Source organism: Nocardia sp. NPDC047654 (genome assembly GCF_043205035.1).
Lineage (GTDB): Bacteria > Actinomycetota > Actinomycetes > Mycobacteriales > Mycobacteriaceae > Nocardia.
Map to the genome: position 1 here is coordinate 193,008 of NZ_JBIDDF010000002.1, position 16,370 is coordinate 209,377.

A 16,370-nucleotide genomic window follows, 5' to 3' on the forward strand; every position below is an offset into this window, starting at 1 on the left:
GTTGTCACTCCTTTTCCCATGAGATGACGGCCTTGTCCACCACGAAGGCTTCGGCGTACTCGGTGCGGCACTGCACGCCGCGGATCCGCGCGGACGCCAGGAACGCGGTTTCGTCGAACCAGTCGCGACCGGTCTGCGACGGGTAATACCGGTGCAGCAATTGCGATTTCCGCCGGACCAGATCCGCGTCGACCGGGTGGAATACGGTCGGCGCCGGTGTGTCGACCTCCGCCTTGAGAATCTCGTAGCCGAGGATCAGGTGGTCGCGGAACTCGGTCGGCACCAGCTCCGCGAGCGTGCGGTGATCCTGGTGCGCGTCGCCCGGTTGCGGGGCGAACACCAGGTCCGGTTCCCCCGCCCGGCGAAACTCTGCTACGGCCGTCTTGATCCGGTCCCAGTGCGCCGGTGCGCGTCCGTCCGGGACGTCGAGCACCGTCAATTCCGGTGTCCGTCCCGAGCAGAAGGCGGTGAGCGCCGCCCGCTCCTCCTGTTCGCGCTCCGTGCCGGCACCGGAAAGGACCAGCGCGCGCACCCGCATATCCGGATGGGTGCGGGTCAGCGACAGCAGCGTGGCTCCCATGCCGATCGGGATGTCATCGCAATGCGAGCCGAGCAGGGCGATCTCGGCAGGCCGCGGGGAAAGCAGCGCGATCACTGCTCCCACACCATCCATGGCCGGTGTCCGCTGCTGTAGGCCGCATCGAGTTCGGCGCGCTCCTTGAAAGTATCCGCCGGCTTCCAGAATCCGTCGTGGCGGTAGCCGAACAACCGGCCCTGGCCCGCGAGCGTCCCACAGGCGTCCTCCACCAGATCGCCACCGGGTGGCAGCAGGTCGAAGATCTCTCGGCCGAGCACGAAGTAGCCGCCGTTCTCCCACAGGGGCATACGCGCCACGGGAACGATGTCCTTGACCTCGCCGCTAGGACTGAGATCCACGCAGTGGAACGACGATTGCGGTGGCACCACCAGGAGAGATGCCGCGGCCCCCGAAGCGTGGAACTGGATGATCATTTCGTCCAGGGGAGCGTCGGTGAGGACGTCGGCGTAGTTGGCCAGGAAGTACTGGTCGTCGCCGAGGTGCTCGCGAACCCGGCGCAATCGCTCTCCGATGGCCGACTCCACGCCGGTATCGACGAAAGTGATCGTCCAGTCGTCGATATCGCTGCCGAGCAATTCGACCCGGCCATTGCGGATCACGAAGTCGTTGGACGCCGACTCCCGGAAGCTGAGGAAGAAATTCTTGATGTGCTCGGCGCCGTATCCGAGACACAGGATGAATTCGGTGTGACCGTAGTGCGCGTAGTACCGCATCACGTGCCAGAGCAGGGGACGGGGGCCGACGAGTTGCATCGGCTTGGGCACCATGTCATCGGTGCCGCCGCGCATGCGCATGCCGTAACCACCGCAGAACAGAACGACTTTCATCAGCGCCGGTTTCCTGTCGACTCGGCTCGGGCCGACGGCAGCGACGCCGGGTCGACCAGATGCAGCTCGGGCAAGGGATAGGCGAGCTGACCGCCCCACTCGGCGACATGCCGCAGCTGCGCGGTGATCTCGTGCTCGAGATTCCAGGGCAGCACCACGACCACGTCCGGACGATCGGCGTCGAGCCGAGCAGGCGGGTGGATCGGGATTCGCGTTCCGGGCGTGAATCTCCCCTGTTTGTAGGGGTTGCGGTCGACGGTGTACTCGAGTAGATCAGGCCGGATCCCGCAATAGTTGAGCAGTGTGTTGCCCTTGCCCGGCGCACCGTATCCGACGACGCGTTTGCGCTGACGTCGGCAGTCGAGCAGGAACCCGAGCAGCTCATGCCGCACGGACTCGGCACGCCGCCGCAGCGATGCGTAGCCGTCCGCCGAGTGCAGTCCCGCGGACCGCTCGAGGTCGAGCACGTCCCGCACCCGGTCGCTCACCGCCGCCACGGCGGCATCGGGGCGCACCCACAGCCGGATCGATCCGCCGTGCGTCGGCAGCCGATCGACATCGACCACGGTCAATCCCGCTACAGCGAGCGCACGTTGCGCCGAAAGCACGGTGTAGTACTGGAAATGCTCGTGGTAGATGGTGTCGAACTGGCCGAGCCCGACCAAGTTCAGCGCATGGTGCACCTCGATGGTCAACATGCCGTCGTCCGCCAGCAGGATGCGTAGCGCACGGGTGAATCCGCGCAGATCCGGGATATGGGCATAGACGTTGTTGGCGACCACAAGATCCGCGGGGCCGTGTTCGGCACGGATCCGGCGAGCCGAATCCTCGTCGAGGAAGGTGGTTTCGGTGGGTACGCCCGACTCGCGAGCCGCTGTTCCGACGTTGACCGAGGGCTCGATGCCCAGGCATCGGATGTCGCGGCCGACGACGTGGCGGAGCAGGTAGCCGTCGTTGCTGGCGACCTCCACCACGAAGGAGTCCCTGCCCAGCCCCAGCCGGGCCGCCGCGGTGTCGACGAACTCGCCCGCGTGGCGGACCCAGCTGTCGGAGTACGAGGAGAAGTAGGCGTATTCGGTGAAGGTGTCCTCCGGTGTGATCAGTGCCGGAATCTGCAGCAGCAGGCAGTCGGCGCACACCCGCAGATGCAAGGGGTAGGTCGGCTCGGGCAGGTCGAGCTGGTCGGCGGTGAGGAACGATTCGCACGGCGGCGTGGCGCCGAGATCCAGAATGCTGGACAGTCTGCCGGAGTCACAGAGTCGACAGCGCACAGATCCGATCCTTTGCTCGAAGCGTCCCGGCCCGTCGGAACGCCTGTCGCGGCGCACGGAAGCATCAGCTGCCCGGCGCATCACGAGATGCGCATGACGAGAACGTCATTCGTCGTACGGGCCGCACTGTTGCGACCGTCAGCGTACCGACGGCAATATCGGCCGGATTCCATATCCGCGTTACAAACTGTGATATAGAGCACATTCCATATTCACCTTCATGGTGTTATTCCGGATGTGCATCGAGATGGGTCGCCGGGTTGATCCGGAGCAGTTAACATCCCGATCACGCTGCTTCGCGCATACCTTCTGACCGGCGAGAGATGTTGTGACACTTGCCGATCAAGTGCCGATGAAGCGTTCGGTAGAGGCGGTCGGGACGCTGCCGGGAAAGACGATCTCCGGATCGGGTAGCAATTCCACCTTGCCCCAGGAGGGGTGTTCTCTTGATGAAATCGAAGGCTGTCCCGGGATGGAATGGGACCGCCGAATCCGCACGATCCTTTGCGGCTGGGCCGGTGAACAATTCGAGCCGTAAGGCCTGGCGATCGGAGTACGTACGCCGTCTCGCCATCACCGATTTCGCCGCCGTTTCCATTGCCGTGGGGAGTGCGCAGCTGATCCGTTTCAACGGGGGCGGCGCTCCGCCGCTGGCTTGGGATCAGCCGTACCGGGTCGGTTACACGGTGGTCTCGGGCGTGCTCGCCATGGGCTGGTTCGCGATCCTCGGAAGCGCGGGTAGCCGCGCGCCGCAACTGGTCGGCAGCGGTGTCGAGGAATTCCGGCGGCTGATGTCGGCGACCATGCACCTGTTCGGCGTACTGGCACTCATGTCACTGGCACTCGAAATCAAATTCGCCCGAGGCTATCTCGCGATCGCCTTTCCGGCCGGCGTCCTCGCGGTGGTCGGTGGACGACTGTGGTGGCGTCATCGGCTTGCCAGGGAACGCCGCCGGGGACGCCATCGTTCGGCCGTACTCGTGGTCGGCACTGCCGATGCGGCCGCGGCGATGACCGCGGCGTTCGCCGCGGACCCGGGCGCCGGTTACGACGTCGTGGGCGCCTGCGTGCCGGGTGGGCAATCAGGCGATGCACCACTGGCTTTCGCCGGTCGTACGGTCGCCGTAGTCGGTGACGACAGCGCTGTGCTGCGGGCGGTACTGCACACCCACGCCGACACCGTGGCCATCGGTCCCTCCCGGCATCTCGGCCCGGCCGAACTCCGCAGGCTCGCTTGGGAACTGGACGCGCTGGGCGTCGAGTTCATGCTGGCGCCAGGGGCGATCGACATCGCCATATCCCGGCTCACCAATCGGCAGGTCGCGGGGATGCCGATGATGCACATCGCCGAACCGCAGTACGAGCGGGCTCGGTCGGTCAGCAAAACGGCCTTCGACATCGGCTTCGCGACAGTGTGCCTACTGCTGCTCCTGCCGGTGTTCCTGGCGATCGCGATCGCGGTGAAGGCCACCAGCCGCGGCCCGGTCTTCTACCTGTCGGAACGCATCGGCCGATACGGCTTGCCCTTCCGCATGATCAAGTTTCGCAGTATGTACGACGATGCCGACCGGTATGCCGAAGCGTTGATCGCACAGCAGGGCGGAAATCCGGTCTTCTTCAAGATGAAGGTCGACCCCCGGGTCACGCCGGTCGGGCGGTTCCTGCGCAAGTACAGTCTCGACGAACTGCCGCAGTTCCTCAACGTGCTGCGTGGCGATATGAGCGTTGTCGGGCCGCGACCGCAGGTGCGGCGGGAAGTCGACACCTACGACCACATGATGGGCCGACGCCTGCTCGTGAAGCCGGGGCTGACCGGCTTGTGGCAGGTCAGCGGCAGGTCGGACCTTCCGCTCGAGGACGCGGTGCGACTCGACCTGTCCTACGTGGAGAACGTGTCCATGCGGATGGACTTGCGGCTGATCGCGCGCACGGTCGGTGTCGTGGCGCGAGGCGAGGGAGCGTACTGATGACGCCGCGGGGCGGTGGTTGCGAAATGCCGACCATCGCCCGCGAAGCGGAATCACCGCGCCTTCGCGCGCCGCCGCCTCTCCATCTCCTCGCGTTCCAGCACAGCCGCCTCGGCGAGGGTCGAGGCGGTCCCGCCGAGCCGGGCGGGCACCCAGCGGGCGCCTTCCACCATCGGATAGTCGCGTTGCGAGCGTTCCAGCAGCTCGCTCATCCGAGTGCGCAGGGTGGCGGTGAGTTTCTCGACCGGTTCGTCGGGTGGGATCGGCGCGCCGATACGGATGTCGACCGGGAAGCGATGGCGGCCGAGCTGTTTCGGGATGTCCTTGGTCCAAATCCGGTGCGCGCCCCAGATGATCATGGGGACGATCGGGACATCGGCTTCCACAGCCATCCGCGCCGCGCCGGATTTGAATTCCTTCAGTTCGAAACTGCGGCTGATCGTCGCCTCCGGATAGACCACCACCACCTCGCCCTGGCGCAGCGCCGTCACCGCGCGGGCATACGACTCGGCCCCAGCCGTGCGGTCGACGCCGATCGCCTTGCAATGCTTCATGAGAAAGCCGACGATGCCGTGCTCGAGTTCGGCCTTCATCATGAACCGGACGTTGCGGCCGGACTTGCGCCCGACCAGTCCGACCTCCATGAAATCGAGGTAGGCCGTGTGATTCACGGCCAGCACCGCGCCACCGGAGCGCGGAATGTGCTCTTGACCTCCGATATCGATGCGCAGGCCCTGCGCGAGGAAAATGGCGCGGGCAAGGCCGGTGAGGATGTCGTAAACCGGTTCCCGCGCCATCACAGCCCCGTTACTGCCCCGCCGCGTTCTTGCGTGCGGCCTTCGCCTCGGCTTCGGCGGCGTCCATCGCGTCCGCCTCTTCCAGGGTAGGAGCGCTGCCGCCCAGCCGCGCCGGAACCCAGTACGCGCCGGGCTCGTGCACGTAGTCCTTCTGCAGGTCCAGCAGCATGTCCTGCATGGTCGAGCGCAGCTCGGCGGTGAGTTCGGCGACGGGCTCGAACGGTTGGATCGGTTCACCGACGGCGATCGAGATGGGGGTGTTGGTGCGGCCGAGCCGCTTCGGGAAACCCTTCGTCCAGACCCGCTGCGCGCCCCAGATGACGATCGGGATGATCGGCACCTCCGCCTCGACGGCCATGCGCGCCGCGCCGGATTTGAATTCCTTGATCTCGAAACTGCGGCTGATCGTGGCCTCTGGGTACACGCCGACCAGCTCGCCTCGGCGCAGGTATGCCACGGCGGCCTTGTAGGAGTCCGCGCCCGCCGAGCGGTCCACCGGGATGTGCTTGAGCGCGCGCATGATCGGGCCGGAGATCTTGTTGTCGAAGACCTCCTTCTTGGCCATGAACCGGATGTAGCGCTTCGGGGTGCGCACCGGCAGGCCCGCGTAGGTGAAGTCCATGTAGCCGGTGTGGTTCACCGCCAGCACGGCGCCACCGCGCGCGGGGATGTGTTCAGCGCCCTTGACGGTGAACTTCAGACCTTCGACGAAGAAGACGGTACGGGCCAGCCCGATGATCGTCCGGTAGACGGGTTCCACAAGTCCGCTAGCGTAGTCGCTGCTCGTCCCCACCGGCAGTGCGCGCCATCACGCGCCGCGCCGGAGCGAGGACGCACGAGCAGTCCCGACCACACGCCTGAGAGAAGAGGATCGCCGAAGTGGAACGCGCCCGATCGGCACCGCGCGAGTACGACCGCAGTGCAGCACGCGAGCGGAATCGGGCCTCGGGTGGGCGAGCGCCCCGCGCTGCGCTGGTCGGCGGCTCGGTCCTGATCGCAGCGATCGCGTTGTCCGGTTGCGACGCGGTCGTCGGGATTCCGGAGGAGAGCGCGCCGCAGGCGGCGGTGCGTACAACGCCACCGGTCGCCGTCCCGACCACGCCACCGCCCAGCACCTCCGCACTGCCCCCGGTTCCCGCCGACGCTCCGCCGGTCGGTGCGGTCGCCGGACTGCCCGCCGCCGTGATCGCGATGCAGCGCTGGGCCGCCGACCTGCGTTCGCACACCATCGCCGAGATGCAGGACAAGTGCTGGACCATCGCGCCGAAGAACGTGGCCGACATGTACGCCGACCAGCAGGCCGTCTTCACCGCCTTGGCCCAGCCGGGCACGACGACCGAGGACGCCGTCGTCTGGAGGAGCCCGGCCACCACGGTCGCCGTGCCACGCGCCGAGCTCGAGAGCGGCTACGCCTGCCCACGCGTCGCCGCGGAGGGCGCGGAGATCGCCTACAACGACGCCGATGCCCGCCACACCGTGCGCCGCTACCTGTCCCGGTTCGTCGGCACACCGCTCGACCCCGCCGACAAGGAGGGCGACTACCCTCTGATCTGTAAGGCGTCCCCGGCGACCTGGGACCCCAAAGGCACCGGGCGTCCGAGCCCCGCGCCGCTGGCGAACAACCAGGGCGCGCTCACCGGGGCCACCGAGTTCGCCGACCAGCAGATCCGGTCGGAGCAGGTGAACACCGACTACATCGCGGTGCTCGTGCCGGTGACCAACTCCTCCGGTGTGACGCAGACCCGCACCTTCACCTTGCGCTCCGGGCCGGACGGCTACTGCATCGGCGACATCTCGCCGTAACTACTACCCTGGTTGGCTGGTAAACAGCAGGAGGAGCAGCTAGTGCAGATCACCAGCGTCGGACACGCCGGATTCCACATCCGCACCGCGGCCGGGTCGATCCTTTGCGATCCCTGGGTGAACCCCGCGTACTTCGGTTCCTGGTTCCCGTTCCCCGACAACACCGGGCTGGACTGGGACGAGCTGGGCGCGTGCGACTTCCTGTACGTCTCGCACCTGCACCGCGACCACTTCGACGCCCGGACGCTGACCGAGCACGTCAACAAGGACGCGACCGTCCTACTGCCGGACTATCCCGTGCCGGACCTGCGCCGCGAGCTCGAACAACTGGGCTTCCACAAGTTCTTCGAGACCGAGGACTCGGTCAAGCACACGGTGACCGGTCCCGGCGGCGACCTGGAGATCATGATCATCGCGCTGCGCGCGCCCGCCGACGGCCCGATCGGCGATTCCGGGCTGGTCGTCTCCGACGGCGAGACCACCTGCTTCAATATGAACGACGCCCGGCCGGTCGACATGGACGTGCTGCACGACGCGTTCGGCCATGTCGACATCCATCTGCTGCAGTACTCGGGCGCGATCTGGTACCCGATGGTCTACGACATCCCGGCCCGTACCAAGTCGAACTTCGGCAAACAGAAGCGTCAGCGCGGCATGGACCGCGCGCGCAGCTACATCGAGCAGGTCGGCGCGACCTGGGTGGTGCCGTCGGCGGGTCCGCCGGTGTTCCTCGACGACGAGCTGCGCTACCTCAACGACGACCGTGGTGACGAGGGCAACATCTTCCCCGATCAGAAGGTGTTCCTGGAGCAGATGGAGATCCACGGCAACGCCGGCGGCATCCTGATGATCCCCGGTTCGGTCGCCGACGTGCGCGGCGCCGAGCTGACGTTGACCCATCCCAGCGACCCGGCCGAGATCTACGAGCACAAGGCCGAGTACATCGAGCGGATGGCCCAGCGCTTGGCGCCGGTGCTGGAGGCCGAGAAGGCGACCTGGGAGCGCGGCGACGGCTCCCTGCTGGAACCGCTGCGCAAGCTGTTCGAGCCGATCATGGCGCAGAGCGACGTGATCTGCGACGGCATCGGCTACCCGGTCGGCCTGGTGATCGGCGAGGAAACCATCGTGCTGGACTTCCCCAAGCGCGCGGTGCGCGAGCCGACCGAAGGCGAGGGCCGCTACCGCTACGGCTTCCGCATCGCGCCGGAACTGGTCCGCACGGTGCTGCGCGACCGCGAGCCCGACTGGGTGAACACCATCTTCCTGTCCACCCGCTTCCAGGCCTGGCGAATCGGCGGGTACAACGAGTTCCTCTACACGTTCTTCAAATGCCTCACCGACGAGCGGATCGCCTACGCCGACGGCTGGTTCGCCGAGGCGCACGACGATTCCGCCTCCACCGAGCTCAGCGGCTGGGAGGTGCAGCGCCGCTGCCCGCACTTGAAGGCGGACCTGTCGAAGTTCGGTGTGGTGGAGGGCAGCACGCTCACCTGCAACCTGCACGGTTGGCAGTGGGACCTGGAGTCGGGACGGTGCAAGACGTCCAAGGGTCACGAACTGCGCTCGCGCAAGCTGGACTGACCCTGACTTCCGGCCGACGCGTCCACGTCGGCCGGAAGCAGTTGCCAGCTGATTGCTATCGGTCGGCAACCTCGCGGGTCAGCTTCGAAGACCACGGACACCAGAAGCAGCCCGGCAGGAAGGCGCCGCAGGCCTCGTCCAGATGGTCGTTGACGTACATGATGCTGGCGTCGCAGACCTCGATCGCCATGGTGAAGAAGGTGATGGTGTCGGGGTCCAGATGGAAGTCCCAGCCCGGGTTGTAGGGCGCGGGCATCTTCCGGATCCGTCCCATGACGTGCACAGACATCTGCTCGTCACCCGACAGGATGCGGCGGGCCTCAGCGATCCGCTGTTCGTTGGTCAGCTGGACGATGAACTCTTTGCCGGAGTAGTCGGTGAATGCGAAGAGCGCCATGTCTTTCCCCTCTTGTCGATGGGTCCTGTGGTCGATGGATGGCGAATTCCGCACCGGTGCGACTCGATCCTACGGTGCCTCAAGTTAATTTGCTAAGAATTTGCCATCTAGCGAACAACCGGCCTGGGTAAGTCCCGGGGGAAAGAGGTACGTCCCGAAATCAACGCGCGGCCCCGGCCGGGATCCTGTCGCGCGCGGGCTCGCGCGGCGATCTCCGCACCGTGGTGATCAACTCGCGGATCGCGATACCCCCTCTGGCCACCGGCGCGGCGACCCGCCCCTCGGGGTCGATCAGCACGGCGGACGGGGTACCGCGCACCCGGTAGCGCAAGGCGGCCTCGTTGCCCTGCTGCACGAGCGAGGGAATGTCACCCAGACCGTGTTCGACGCCCCAAGCGGCTTGCTCGGCTGCGTCTCCGTTGCCGACCGCCACGATGGACAGGGCGTCAGACGCCCGAGCGCGCCAGCGGGGCAACTCGCGGGCCAGCGCCGCGCACAGCTCGCAGCCCGGGTGCACGAAGACCAGCAGGACCGACCTGGCCCCGGTCAGCAGATCCTCGAGCGTGGTCTTCGTTCCCTGGGGGCCGAACAGTTCGAACTCCGGCGCCACCGCGCCGACCGGCAAGCCCTCCGCACCCAGCGTAGACAGCGCCTGCTCGTCCACCCGGCGGCGCAGGACACGCACCTGGCCCGCCAACCACACCAGCACCGCCACCACCGCGGCGGCCATCGCGCAACCGATCGCGTTGTCGGCGGGCAGACCCATCGGCACGCGCGGATGTGTCAGCGCGCCGATACCCACCAGCACGGCGAGCACGGCGAAAAGACCATTGCGCACCAAAATCTTCGGCCCGATCGGCGCGGCGCTCGCAGCACCGAAGCAGGAACACGACGGATGCTCGCCACGCCGCAGTAAGCGCACGATCACTGCCGTGAACACGGCGAGCAACAGCAGCGTCGCCAGCGCGGCCACGCCGCAAACCCACGGAAGCAGCACGCCTACCGCGATGGTCGCCTCGGCGATCGATAGCGCCCAGGCCACCGCGGGCACCCAGCGCAGCGGCACCCCGAAATCCCCCACCGCCTGCCGCGTCGCGCTCCGATCCGCCAGCTTGCCCCACGCCGACAACCCGAACACGACACACAGCCCGAGCCGCGAAACCCACACCCCGTATTCGATCAGCATGAGCGCACCATTCCACACTCATGCGCTTCGAGCATGAATGCGCGGCGAGTGTCCTCAGGACTGCGACCGAGTGGCGATGGCGACCGCGACCAGGGTCAGCGCACAACCGACGATCGCGGTGGCGGACAGACCGGCGCTGGTCGGGGTGAGCACATCGAGGATCACCGAGACCAGCAACTGCCCCGCCACAGAGGTGAGCCCGAGCAGAAGGACGCCGATCCAGCGAACGGTCAGCGCGGCGAGGGCGATGAAGGCGACGCCGATGAAACCGCCGAGATACAGCCAAGGCTCGGTCGGGAGTTCGGCCGGTCCGCCGGAGGACGCGACGACCCCGGCCTCGATGACGAGCAGCGCGGCCAGACCGGCGCAGAAATTCACCATGGCCGCCGAGAGCGACCCGCCGACGGCGCCCACCTTGCCGTTCACCGCCTGCTGCCAGGCCAATCCGATGCCCGCCAGCGCGGGCAGCACGATCAGCAGAGCGGTCGGCGTGCCGCGCAGCGCATCGGGCACGGAGAGCCCACCGCTGACGCGAGTGTGCCCGAATCCGGCGACGAGCACCGCGACCACGCCGAGCGCCGCCCCCACCAGACGCACGGTGGTGACCGGCGTGCGTCCGCTCGGACCGAGCCCGAGCCGATCGACCACCAGACTGCTGAGCAGCTGGCCCGCGACGGCCGCCACGGTGAACGCGGTGACGCCGATCGCCGCGACGGTCAGCCCCTGGCACGCGACGAAGAACGCGCCGCACAGACCGCCGAGCAACTGCCAAGGCCGCAGCACGCCCTCCGACAACGCCCGCCGCACCCGTCGCCCACCCTCCCGCAGCCGGCCACTGACCGCGAACGCCACCGCCAGCACGACGAATCCCGCGCCGAAACTGATCACCGCCGCGGCGACCCCATCCTCCAGCCGCGCCCCCAACGCGCCATTGATCCGCGCCTGCACCGCCACCCCCGCACCGATCCCGAACCCGAGAACCAGCCCCACCCTCGCCTCCGCACTCACCTTCCGCACGCTACCCAACCGCGAGTGGCGCATGGTCGCGGCGTTTCCCGAGAAGGGCTCTCGGTGGTGTGCCGCTCGTCAGTCGGCGCGGGGTGGGAGCCAGCGGGGAGCGAGGGTGGAGAGGGCGAGGATGGAGGCTCCGAGGAGGGCAAGAAGGGTGGCCATGGAGGACCAGCTGGTGATCACGGCGGCGAAGCCGAAGACCGCTAGGGCGATCACCTCGCCCAAGAAGCCGGAGACGGAGGTGACCGTCGCCCGGGCCGGGCCCTCGATGGCGTCCTGGAGGCGAGCGCCCGCGACGATGCCCGCGTTGTAGACGATGCCGTAGGAGACGCCGATCGACGCGAAACCGAGGCCCGTCAACAGGTAGATCGCGTCCGGACGACCGGTCGCGAGGCCTGCGATCAGCGCGCCGCCGAGGAAGAGCACGCCTGCGACGCCCACCGCGATCGACATCGTGCGGCCCGACATTCCTTCGGTGCGCCCCGCCAGCACGGAACCGGTCAGCGAACCGAGCACGGTGAGACCGACCAGCAGCGGCACCACAGCGGTCGAGACGCCCGATTCCTCCGCCAGCAGGGCGAAATACTCATCGAACGCCGTGATCCCGAACAGCAGCGCTTCCAGCAGCACGCCATGGCGCACCACCCGCACGCGGACCGCCTCGCCCACACCGGTCTTCAGCATGGTGAGGTATCGCGCGAACGGGCGAGGTTGCGCCGCTTCGCGATTCCCGGTGAACGCCGCCTCGTCCGTCTCGTCTCGACCGCCGGACACCGAGACGGAACCACGTGCATCCGCGCCGGGCGCCCTACCGGGTCGGGCGGAGTCACCCGCGAAGCCGAGGAGGGACGCGACGTTCCCGACTGCCAGGTCTGGGGCCGACGTAGCGGTGCGCGCAGCGGATGCCGGCTCTTCCTCTTCCAGGTCGTCGATGTCCGCCGCCGACACCGCCTTCGGCGCGGTGGGCAGCGACAGCGCGATCAGCGTATGCACGGCCGCGACGGCGACACTGGACCAGCCGACCAGGCCATAGCCGCCGTAGAGATACAGGGGCGTCGCGGCGATGATCGCGATGACGACGGCCGCTTCCGCGCCGGCGCGGGTGTAGCCGAGGACGCGCGGGTATGCCGACGACTCGCCCCGGGCGGCCAGCTCGTCGTACAGCAGCGCCTCGAAGGTGCCGGAGGCCAGCGCCCCCGAGGTTCCCCACAGCACGAATCCGGCGGCGAAACCCGCGAAGGAGGGCGCCGCCGTCCACAGCGCGAAGCCTGCCGTCAGCAACGCACCGCTGAGCACGAGCAGTCCGCGCCGGGAGACCGTGTCGGCCCACGCACCGGAGGGCACCTCGAGTAGGAACGAAGTCGCCGACCAGATGGCGAACAGCAAGGAGATCTGCCCCGTGCTCATGCCGTGGTCGGCGAACAGCAGGGCGTACAGCGCGTACAGCGGAATCAGTTCACCGATGCTCTTGAAGAGCACCGCCCGAACCGTCAGCGAGCGCAGGCCGAAGGTATGTGCGCTACCCGCCCGCGGGGGGCGCAGCGATTCGGCGAATCAATAGGCGTAGACGAGCAATCGCATGTCGACCAGCATGCTCACCGTCGGCCCGTACGGTCAAGCGATTTACGGCAGTGGCACCCAGCCGTTGGCGGGCACCGAGTCCCCGTCACCCAATTCCCGGTCGGTGACGCCGGGGCCGATCCGGCCTTTGTTCTCGTTGAGGTCGCTGATCAGCTCCGATACCGGGTGCGAATCGCTGTAGTGATAGCCCTGCGCGAGCGCGAAGCCCAGTTCGGTGAGCACGGCCGCTTGGTATTCGGTCTCCACGCCCTCGGCGATGACCTGCAGGTCCAGCGCATTGGACAGGGCGGCGATCACGCCGAGCAAAGGCGGCGCGGGCGAATCGGAGCGGATCGCGGCGACGAAGGACTGATCGACCTTGAGGATGTCGCTGGGCAGGGTGGCCAGCCTGCTGAGCGAGGAGTAACCGGTGCCGAAGTCGTCGATGGCGATGCGCACGCCTCGGTCGCGCAGCAAGTGCAGGTTCTCGATCGCGGTCTGTGATTCGGCGGCCAGCTCGCTCTCGGTCACCTCGAGCACCAGCTGATCGGCGGGCCATCCCGTGGCGGCGAGGATGCCCGCCACCCGGTCGGCGTAACCGGTCTCGGCCAGCTCCAGCCCGCTGACGTTCACGTTCAGCGTCAGATCCAGCTGGGCGAAGGTTTCCTGCAATCGTGCGGCGTCCGCGCAGGCCCGGCGCAGCACCAGTTCGTCGAGGTCGGAGATGAGGTCGTACTCCTCGGCGACGCGGATCAGACCCTCGGTGGTGACGTCCGGCTGCGCGCTGGAAGACCAGCGCAGCAGCGCCTCCACGCCGACCGCCTTGCCGCCGCCTTCGGTCAGGCTGACGATCGGCTGGTAGTGCACGTCGAGGGCGCCGCGGTCGATCGCCTCGCGCAGCTCCACCGCCAGCGGCAACTGCCGGGAGGACTCCAGCACCGTCCGGTTGCGCCCGGCCTGCTTGGCGCGGTACAAGCCGACATCGGCGCGGCTCACCAGCAGCGACCCGGATTCCCCCGGCTGCCAGGAGGTCACACCGGCCGAACAGCCGGTGGTCACCGCCGCGCGCAGCTGTTCGGTGAGCAGGATCGCGGCCTGCTCGGTGGTGTTCGGCAGCAGCAAGGCGAACGCGTCACCGCCGTAGCGCGCCAGGCGCTGGTCGGGGGCCAGCAGCTTCGACCAGGTGTCGGCCACCCGCTGCAGGACGGCGTCCCCGGCGCGGTGGCCGAGATGGTCGTTGATCTTCTGGAAGCGGTCCAGGTCGACCAGCACCAGCGCGAGCCCGTGACCGGACCTGGTGGCCTGCTGGATCGCGGTGTTCAGCGCCCGGTCGAAGCCGCGCCGGTTGAGCAGTCCGGTGAGCACGTCGATGTCGGCCTCCGACGCCATCCTGGTCAGGATTCCGACCACGACGCCGACGCCGAAGGTCACACCGGCCGGGATCAGGCCCGACCACCACGGCAGCCCCGGACTCACCGGCCGCGCGGGCAGCACCCACAGGCACAGCGCCAACGCGAACGCGATGTGGGCGGCGGCCTGCGACCAGGCGAAGAACAAGGCGGCGTCGCAGGCGATGAAGACGTAGAACGCGGCGAGGCTGATCGCGCCCACCGTATTCGGGAAGGAGTGCACCGCGATCGTCACCAGCACCGTCGCGATCGCGACGTAGACGTGGTGGATCGAATGCGGCAAGCGCGGCCCCCACGCGAGCAGCGTGAGACCGAGCACCAGCGCTACCGCTGCTGCCCCGCCGACCAGCGGCCGATTACCCTCCTCACCAGGGGCGATGGCGGTGATCAACAGACCGAGCACCCCGCCCATGACGTAGAACGCCCCGGTGGTCCGAGCCATGACCATAGCCGTCGCCAGCGCAGACGCGGCCCGCACCCGGGTTCGGGTATCGCCGCGAGACCCGATTCCTCGCACGACGAATAGCCTATCCACAAGGAATCCCGCCGGTTGCCACATCCCGGGAATCCGGCATGGCGAACCAGTAGCTATTCACCTGGACGTCATTCGCGCGTCGTCAGTTCGCCGGTCGGAGCACGTCGGTCCCGACGAACGGGACCAGGGCGGACGGAACCCGGACCGACCCGTCGGCTTGCTGATGATTCTCCAGCAGGGCCACGATCCAGCGGGTGGTCGCGAGGGTGCCGTTCAAGGTGGCGGCGATCTGCGGCTTGCCGTTCTCGTCGCGATAACGCACCGACAGCCTGCGTGCCTGGTAGGTGGTGCAGTTGGAGGTGGAGGTGAGCTCGCGGTAGGTCTGCTGCGTCGGCACCCACGCCTCACAGTCGAACTTGCGCGCGGCGGAGCTGCCGAGATCGCCGGCCGCGACGTCGATCACCCGGTAGGGCACCTCGATCGCCGCGAGCATCTCCTGTTCCCAGGCGAGCAGGCGCTGGTGTTCGGCCTCGGCCTGATCGGGCGTGGTGAAGACGAACATCTCCACCTTGTCGAACTGGTGCACCCGGATGATGCCGCGGGTGTCCTTGCCGTAGCTGCCCGCCTCCCGGCGGAAACACGACGACCAGCCCGCATACCGCTTGGGCCCGCCGCTCAGGTCGAGGATCTCGTCCGAGTGGTAGCCCGCCAGTGGCACCTCCGAGGTGCCCACCAGGTAGAGGTCGTCGTCGGCGAGGTGGTAGACCTCCGCCGAGTGCTGTCCGAGGAATCCCGTGCCCGCCATGACCTCCGGGCGCACCAGCACCGGCGGGATCATCATGGTGAAGCCGTTGGCCACGGCCTGCTGCGCGGCCAGTTGCAGCAGGCCTAGCTGCAGCAGCGCGCCGTAGCCGGTCAGGAAGTAGAACCGGGCGCCGGAGACCTTCGCGCCGCGCTCCATGTCGATCAGGCCGAGCGACTCGCCGAGTTCCAGGTGGTCCTTCGGCTCGAAGTCGAACTCGGGGGGCGTGCCGACGGTTTGCAGCACAATGTAATCGTCCTCGCCGCCCGCGGGCGCGCCCTGCTGCACCACGTTGGAAATGGCGCGATGCGCGGCGTCCAGATCCGCGTCGGCGGCGTGCTGCGCGGCCTCGGCCTCCTTGACCTTGACCGACATCTCCGACGCCTGCGCCAGCAGCGCGGAACGCTCTTCCTTGCTCGCCTTGCCGATCAGCTTGCCCATCGCCTTGTGCTCGGCGCGCAGATTGTCCGCGGTGGCCACCGCGGCACGACGCGCCGCGTCCGCCTCGAGCAGCGCGTCGACGAGAGCGGGGTCTTCGCCGCGGGCGCGCTGCGAGGCGCGGACCGCATCGGGGTCGTCCCGCAGGAATCGGAGGTCGATCATGGGCAACCAGCCTAGTGGTCGCTGTGCCGACCTTTCACGCCGATATCCCAGGATGCGGTACATCCGCGCGAGATCGCGCGCAT

General features: G+C 67.9%; 14 protein-coding genes. 3 read left to right on the forward strand and 11 right to left on the reverse strand.

From position 1 onward, the window contains the following. Positions 1-4 precede the first annotated feature (4 nt). The 3 genes from ACGF7Y_RS09415 to ACGF7Y_RS09425 are packed head-to-tail and all read right to left on the reverse strand — an operon-like array spanning position 5 to position 2,696. Positions 5-655, reverse strand: coding sequence for a PIG-L deacetylase family protein (locus ACGF7Y_RS09415; RefSeq protein WP_393233087.1), 651 nt, complete (start codon positions 653-655; stop codon positions 5-7). Further along, on the reverse strand, positions 652-1,425 hold the full coding sequence (locus ACGF7Y_RS09420; RefSeq protein WP_393231374.1) for a glucose-1-phosphate cytidylyltransferase: 774 nt from the start codon (positions 1,423-1,425) through the stop codon (positions 652-654). Before ACGF7Y_RS09420 ends, ACGF7Y_RS09415 begins: the two co-directional genes overlap by 4 nt. Beyond that, on the reverse strand, positions 1,425-2,696 hold the full coding sequence (locus tag ACGF7Y_RS09425) for a methyltransferase domain-containing protein (protein WP_393231375.1): 1,272 nt from the start codon (positions 2,694-2,696) through the stop codon (positions 1,425-1,427). Before ACGF7Y_RS09425 ends, ACGF7Y_RS09420 begins: the two co-directional genes overlap by 1 nt. 518 nt (positions 2,697-3,214) lie before the next feature. On the opposite strand from ACGF7Y_RS09425, the gene ACGF7Y_RS09430 reads away from it, so the two are divergent. Next, positions 3,215-4,663, forward strand: a complete 1,449-nt coding sequence (locus tag ACGF7Y_RS09430; RefSeq protein WP_393231378.1) for a sugar transferase — start codon at positions 3,215-3,217, stop codon at positions 4,661-4,663. A 53-nt stretch (positions 4,664-4,716) separates the two neighbouring features. Here the strand turns inward: ACGF7Y_RS09430 and ACGF7Y_RS09435 are convergent, their stop codons facing one another. Continuing rightward, a complete protein-coding gene (locus tag ACGF7Y_RS09435; RefSeq protein WP_393231381.1) occupies positions 4,717-5,460 on the reverse strand; it encodes a lysophospholipid acyltransferase family protein in 744 nt (247 codons plus the stop codon). A 10-nt stretch (positions 5,461-5,470) separates the two neighbouring features. Further along, positions 5,471-6,220 (reverse strand): lysophospholipid acyltransferase family protein, encoded by a 750-nt coding sequence (locus ACGF7Y_RS09440; protein ID WP_393231384.1) that lies wholly within the window; start codon positions 6,218-6,220, stop codon positions 5,471-5,473. A gap of 119 nt (positions 6,221-6,339) precedes the next feature. Here ACGF7Y_RS09440 and ACGF7Y_RS09445 point away from each other — a divergent pair, with 119 nt between their 5' ends. Together ACGF7Y_RS09445 and ACGF7Y_RS09450 are read left to right on the forward strand one after the other, a co-directional pair. Beyond that, positions 6,340-7,263, forward strand: coding sequence for a hypothetical protein (locus tag ACGF7Y_RS09445; RefSeq protein ID WP_393231387.1), 924 nt, complete (start codon positions 6,340-6,342; stop codon positions 7,261-7,263). Positions 7,264-7,305: 42 nt separating this feature from the next. Next, a complete protein-coding gene (locus ACGF7Y_RS09450) occupies positions 7,306-8,844 on the forward strand; it encodes a Rieske 2Fe-2S domain-containing protein (RefSeq protein WP_393231390.1) in 1,539 nt (512 codons plus the stop codon). Positions 8,845-8,899: 55 nt separating this feature from the next. On the opposite strand, the gene ACGF7Y_RS09455 is transcribed toward ACGF7Y_RS09450, so the two are convergent. The 6 genes from ACGF7Y_RS09455 to serS form a co-directional block, all read right to left on the reverse strand. After that, a complete protein-coding gene (locus ACGF7Y_RS09455; protein ID WP_393231392.1) occupies positions 8,900-9,241 on the reverse strand; it encodes a calmodulin in 342 nt (113 codons plus the stop codon). 160 nt (positions 9,242-9,401) lie between these two features. Further along, on the reverse strand, positions 9,402-10,427 hold the full coding sequence (locus ACGF7Y_RS09460) for a peroxiredoxin family protein (RefSeq protein WP_393231395.1): 1,026 nt from the start codon (positions 10,425-10,427) through the stop codon (positions 9,402-9,404). 54 nt (positions 10,428-10,481) lie between these two features. Further along, positions 10,482-11,435 carry a DMT family transporter gene (locus tag ACGF7Y_RS09465; RefSeq protein ID WP_393231396.1) on the reverse strand — a complete coding sequence of 318 codons (954 nt, stop codon included), beginning with the start codon at positions 11,433-11,435 and terminating at the stop codon, positions 10,482-10,484. 78 nt (positions 11,436-11,513) lie between these two features. Further along, complete coding sequence (locus ACGF7Y_RS09470) at positions 11,514-12,917, reverse strand: MFS transporter (RefSeq protein ID WP_393231398.1); 1,404 nt, start codon at positions 12,915-12,917, stop codon at positions 11,514-11,516. A gap of 144 nt (positions 12,918-13,061) precedes the next feature. Then, positions 13,062-14,849 carry a bifunctional diguanylate cyclase/phosphodiesterase gene (locus ACGF7Y_RS09475; RefSeq protein ID WP_357122991.1) on the reverse strand — a complete coding sequence of 596 codons (1,788 nt, stop codon included), beginning with the start codon at positions 14,847-14,849 and terminating at the stop codon, positions 13,062-13,064. A gap of 175 nt (positions 14,850-15,024) precedes the next feature. Next, on the reverse strand, positions 15,025-16,287 hold the full coding sequence (gene serS, locus ACGF7Y_RS09480; protein ID WP_393231402.1) for a serine--tRNA ligase: 1,263 nt from the start codon (positions 16,285-16,287) through the stop codon (positions 15,025-15,027). Positions 16,288-16,370 lie beyond the last annotated feature (83 nt).

Bases quoted from the DNA above. Each gene is read 5' to 3' on its own strand.
- serS (WP_393231402.1), bottom strand. From the start codon at position 16,287: ATGATCGACCTCCGATTCCTGCGGGACGACCCCGATGCGGTCCGCGCC.
- ACGF7Y_RS09435 (WP_393231381.1), bottom strand. From the start codon at position 5,460: ATGGCGCGGGAACCGGTTTACGACATCCTCACCGGCCTTGCCCGCGCC.
- ACGF7Y_RS09460 (WP_393231395.1), bottom strand. From the start codon at position 10,427: ATGCTGATCGAATACGGGGTGTGGGTTTCGCGGCTCGGGCTGTGTGTC.
- ACGF7Y_RS09475 (WP_357122991.1), bottom strand. From the start codon at position 14,849: ATGGCTCGGACCACCGGGGCGTTCTACGTCATGGGCGGGGTGCTCGGT.
- ACGF7Y_RS09455 (WP_393231392.1), bottom strand. From the start codon at position 9,241: ATGGCGCTCTTCGCATTCACCGACTACTCCGGCAAAGAGTTCATCGTC.
- ACGF7Y_RS09420 (WP_393231374.1), bottom strand. From the start codon at position 1,425: ATGAAAGTCGTTCTGTTCTGCGGTGGTTACGGCATGCGCATGCGCGGC.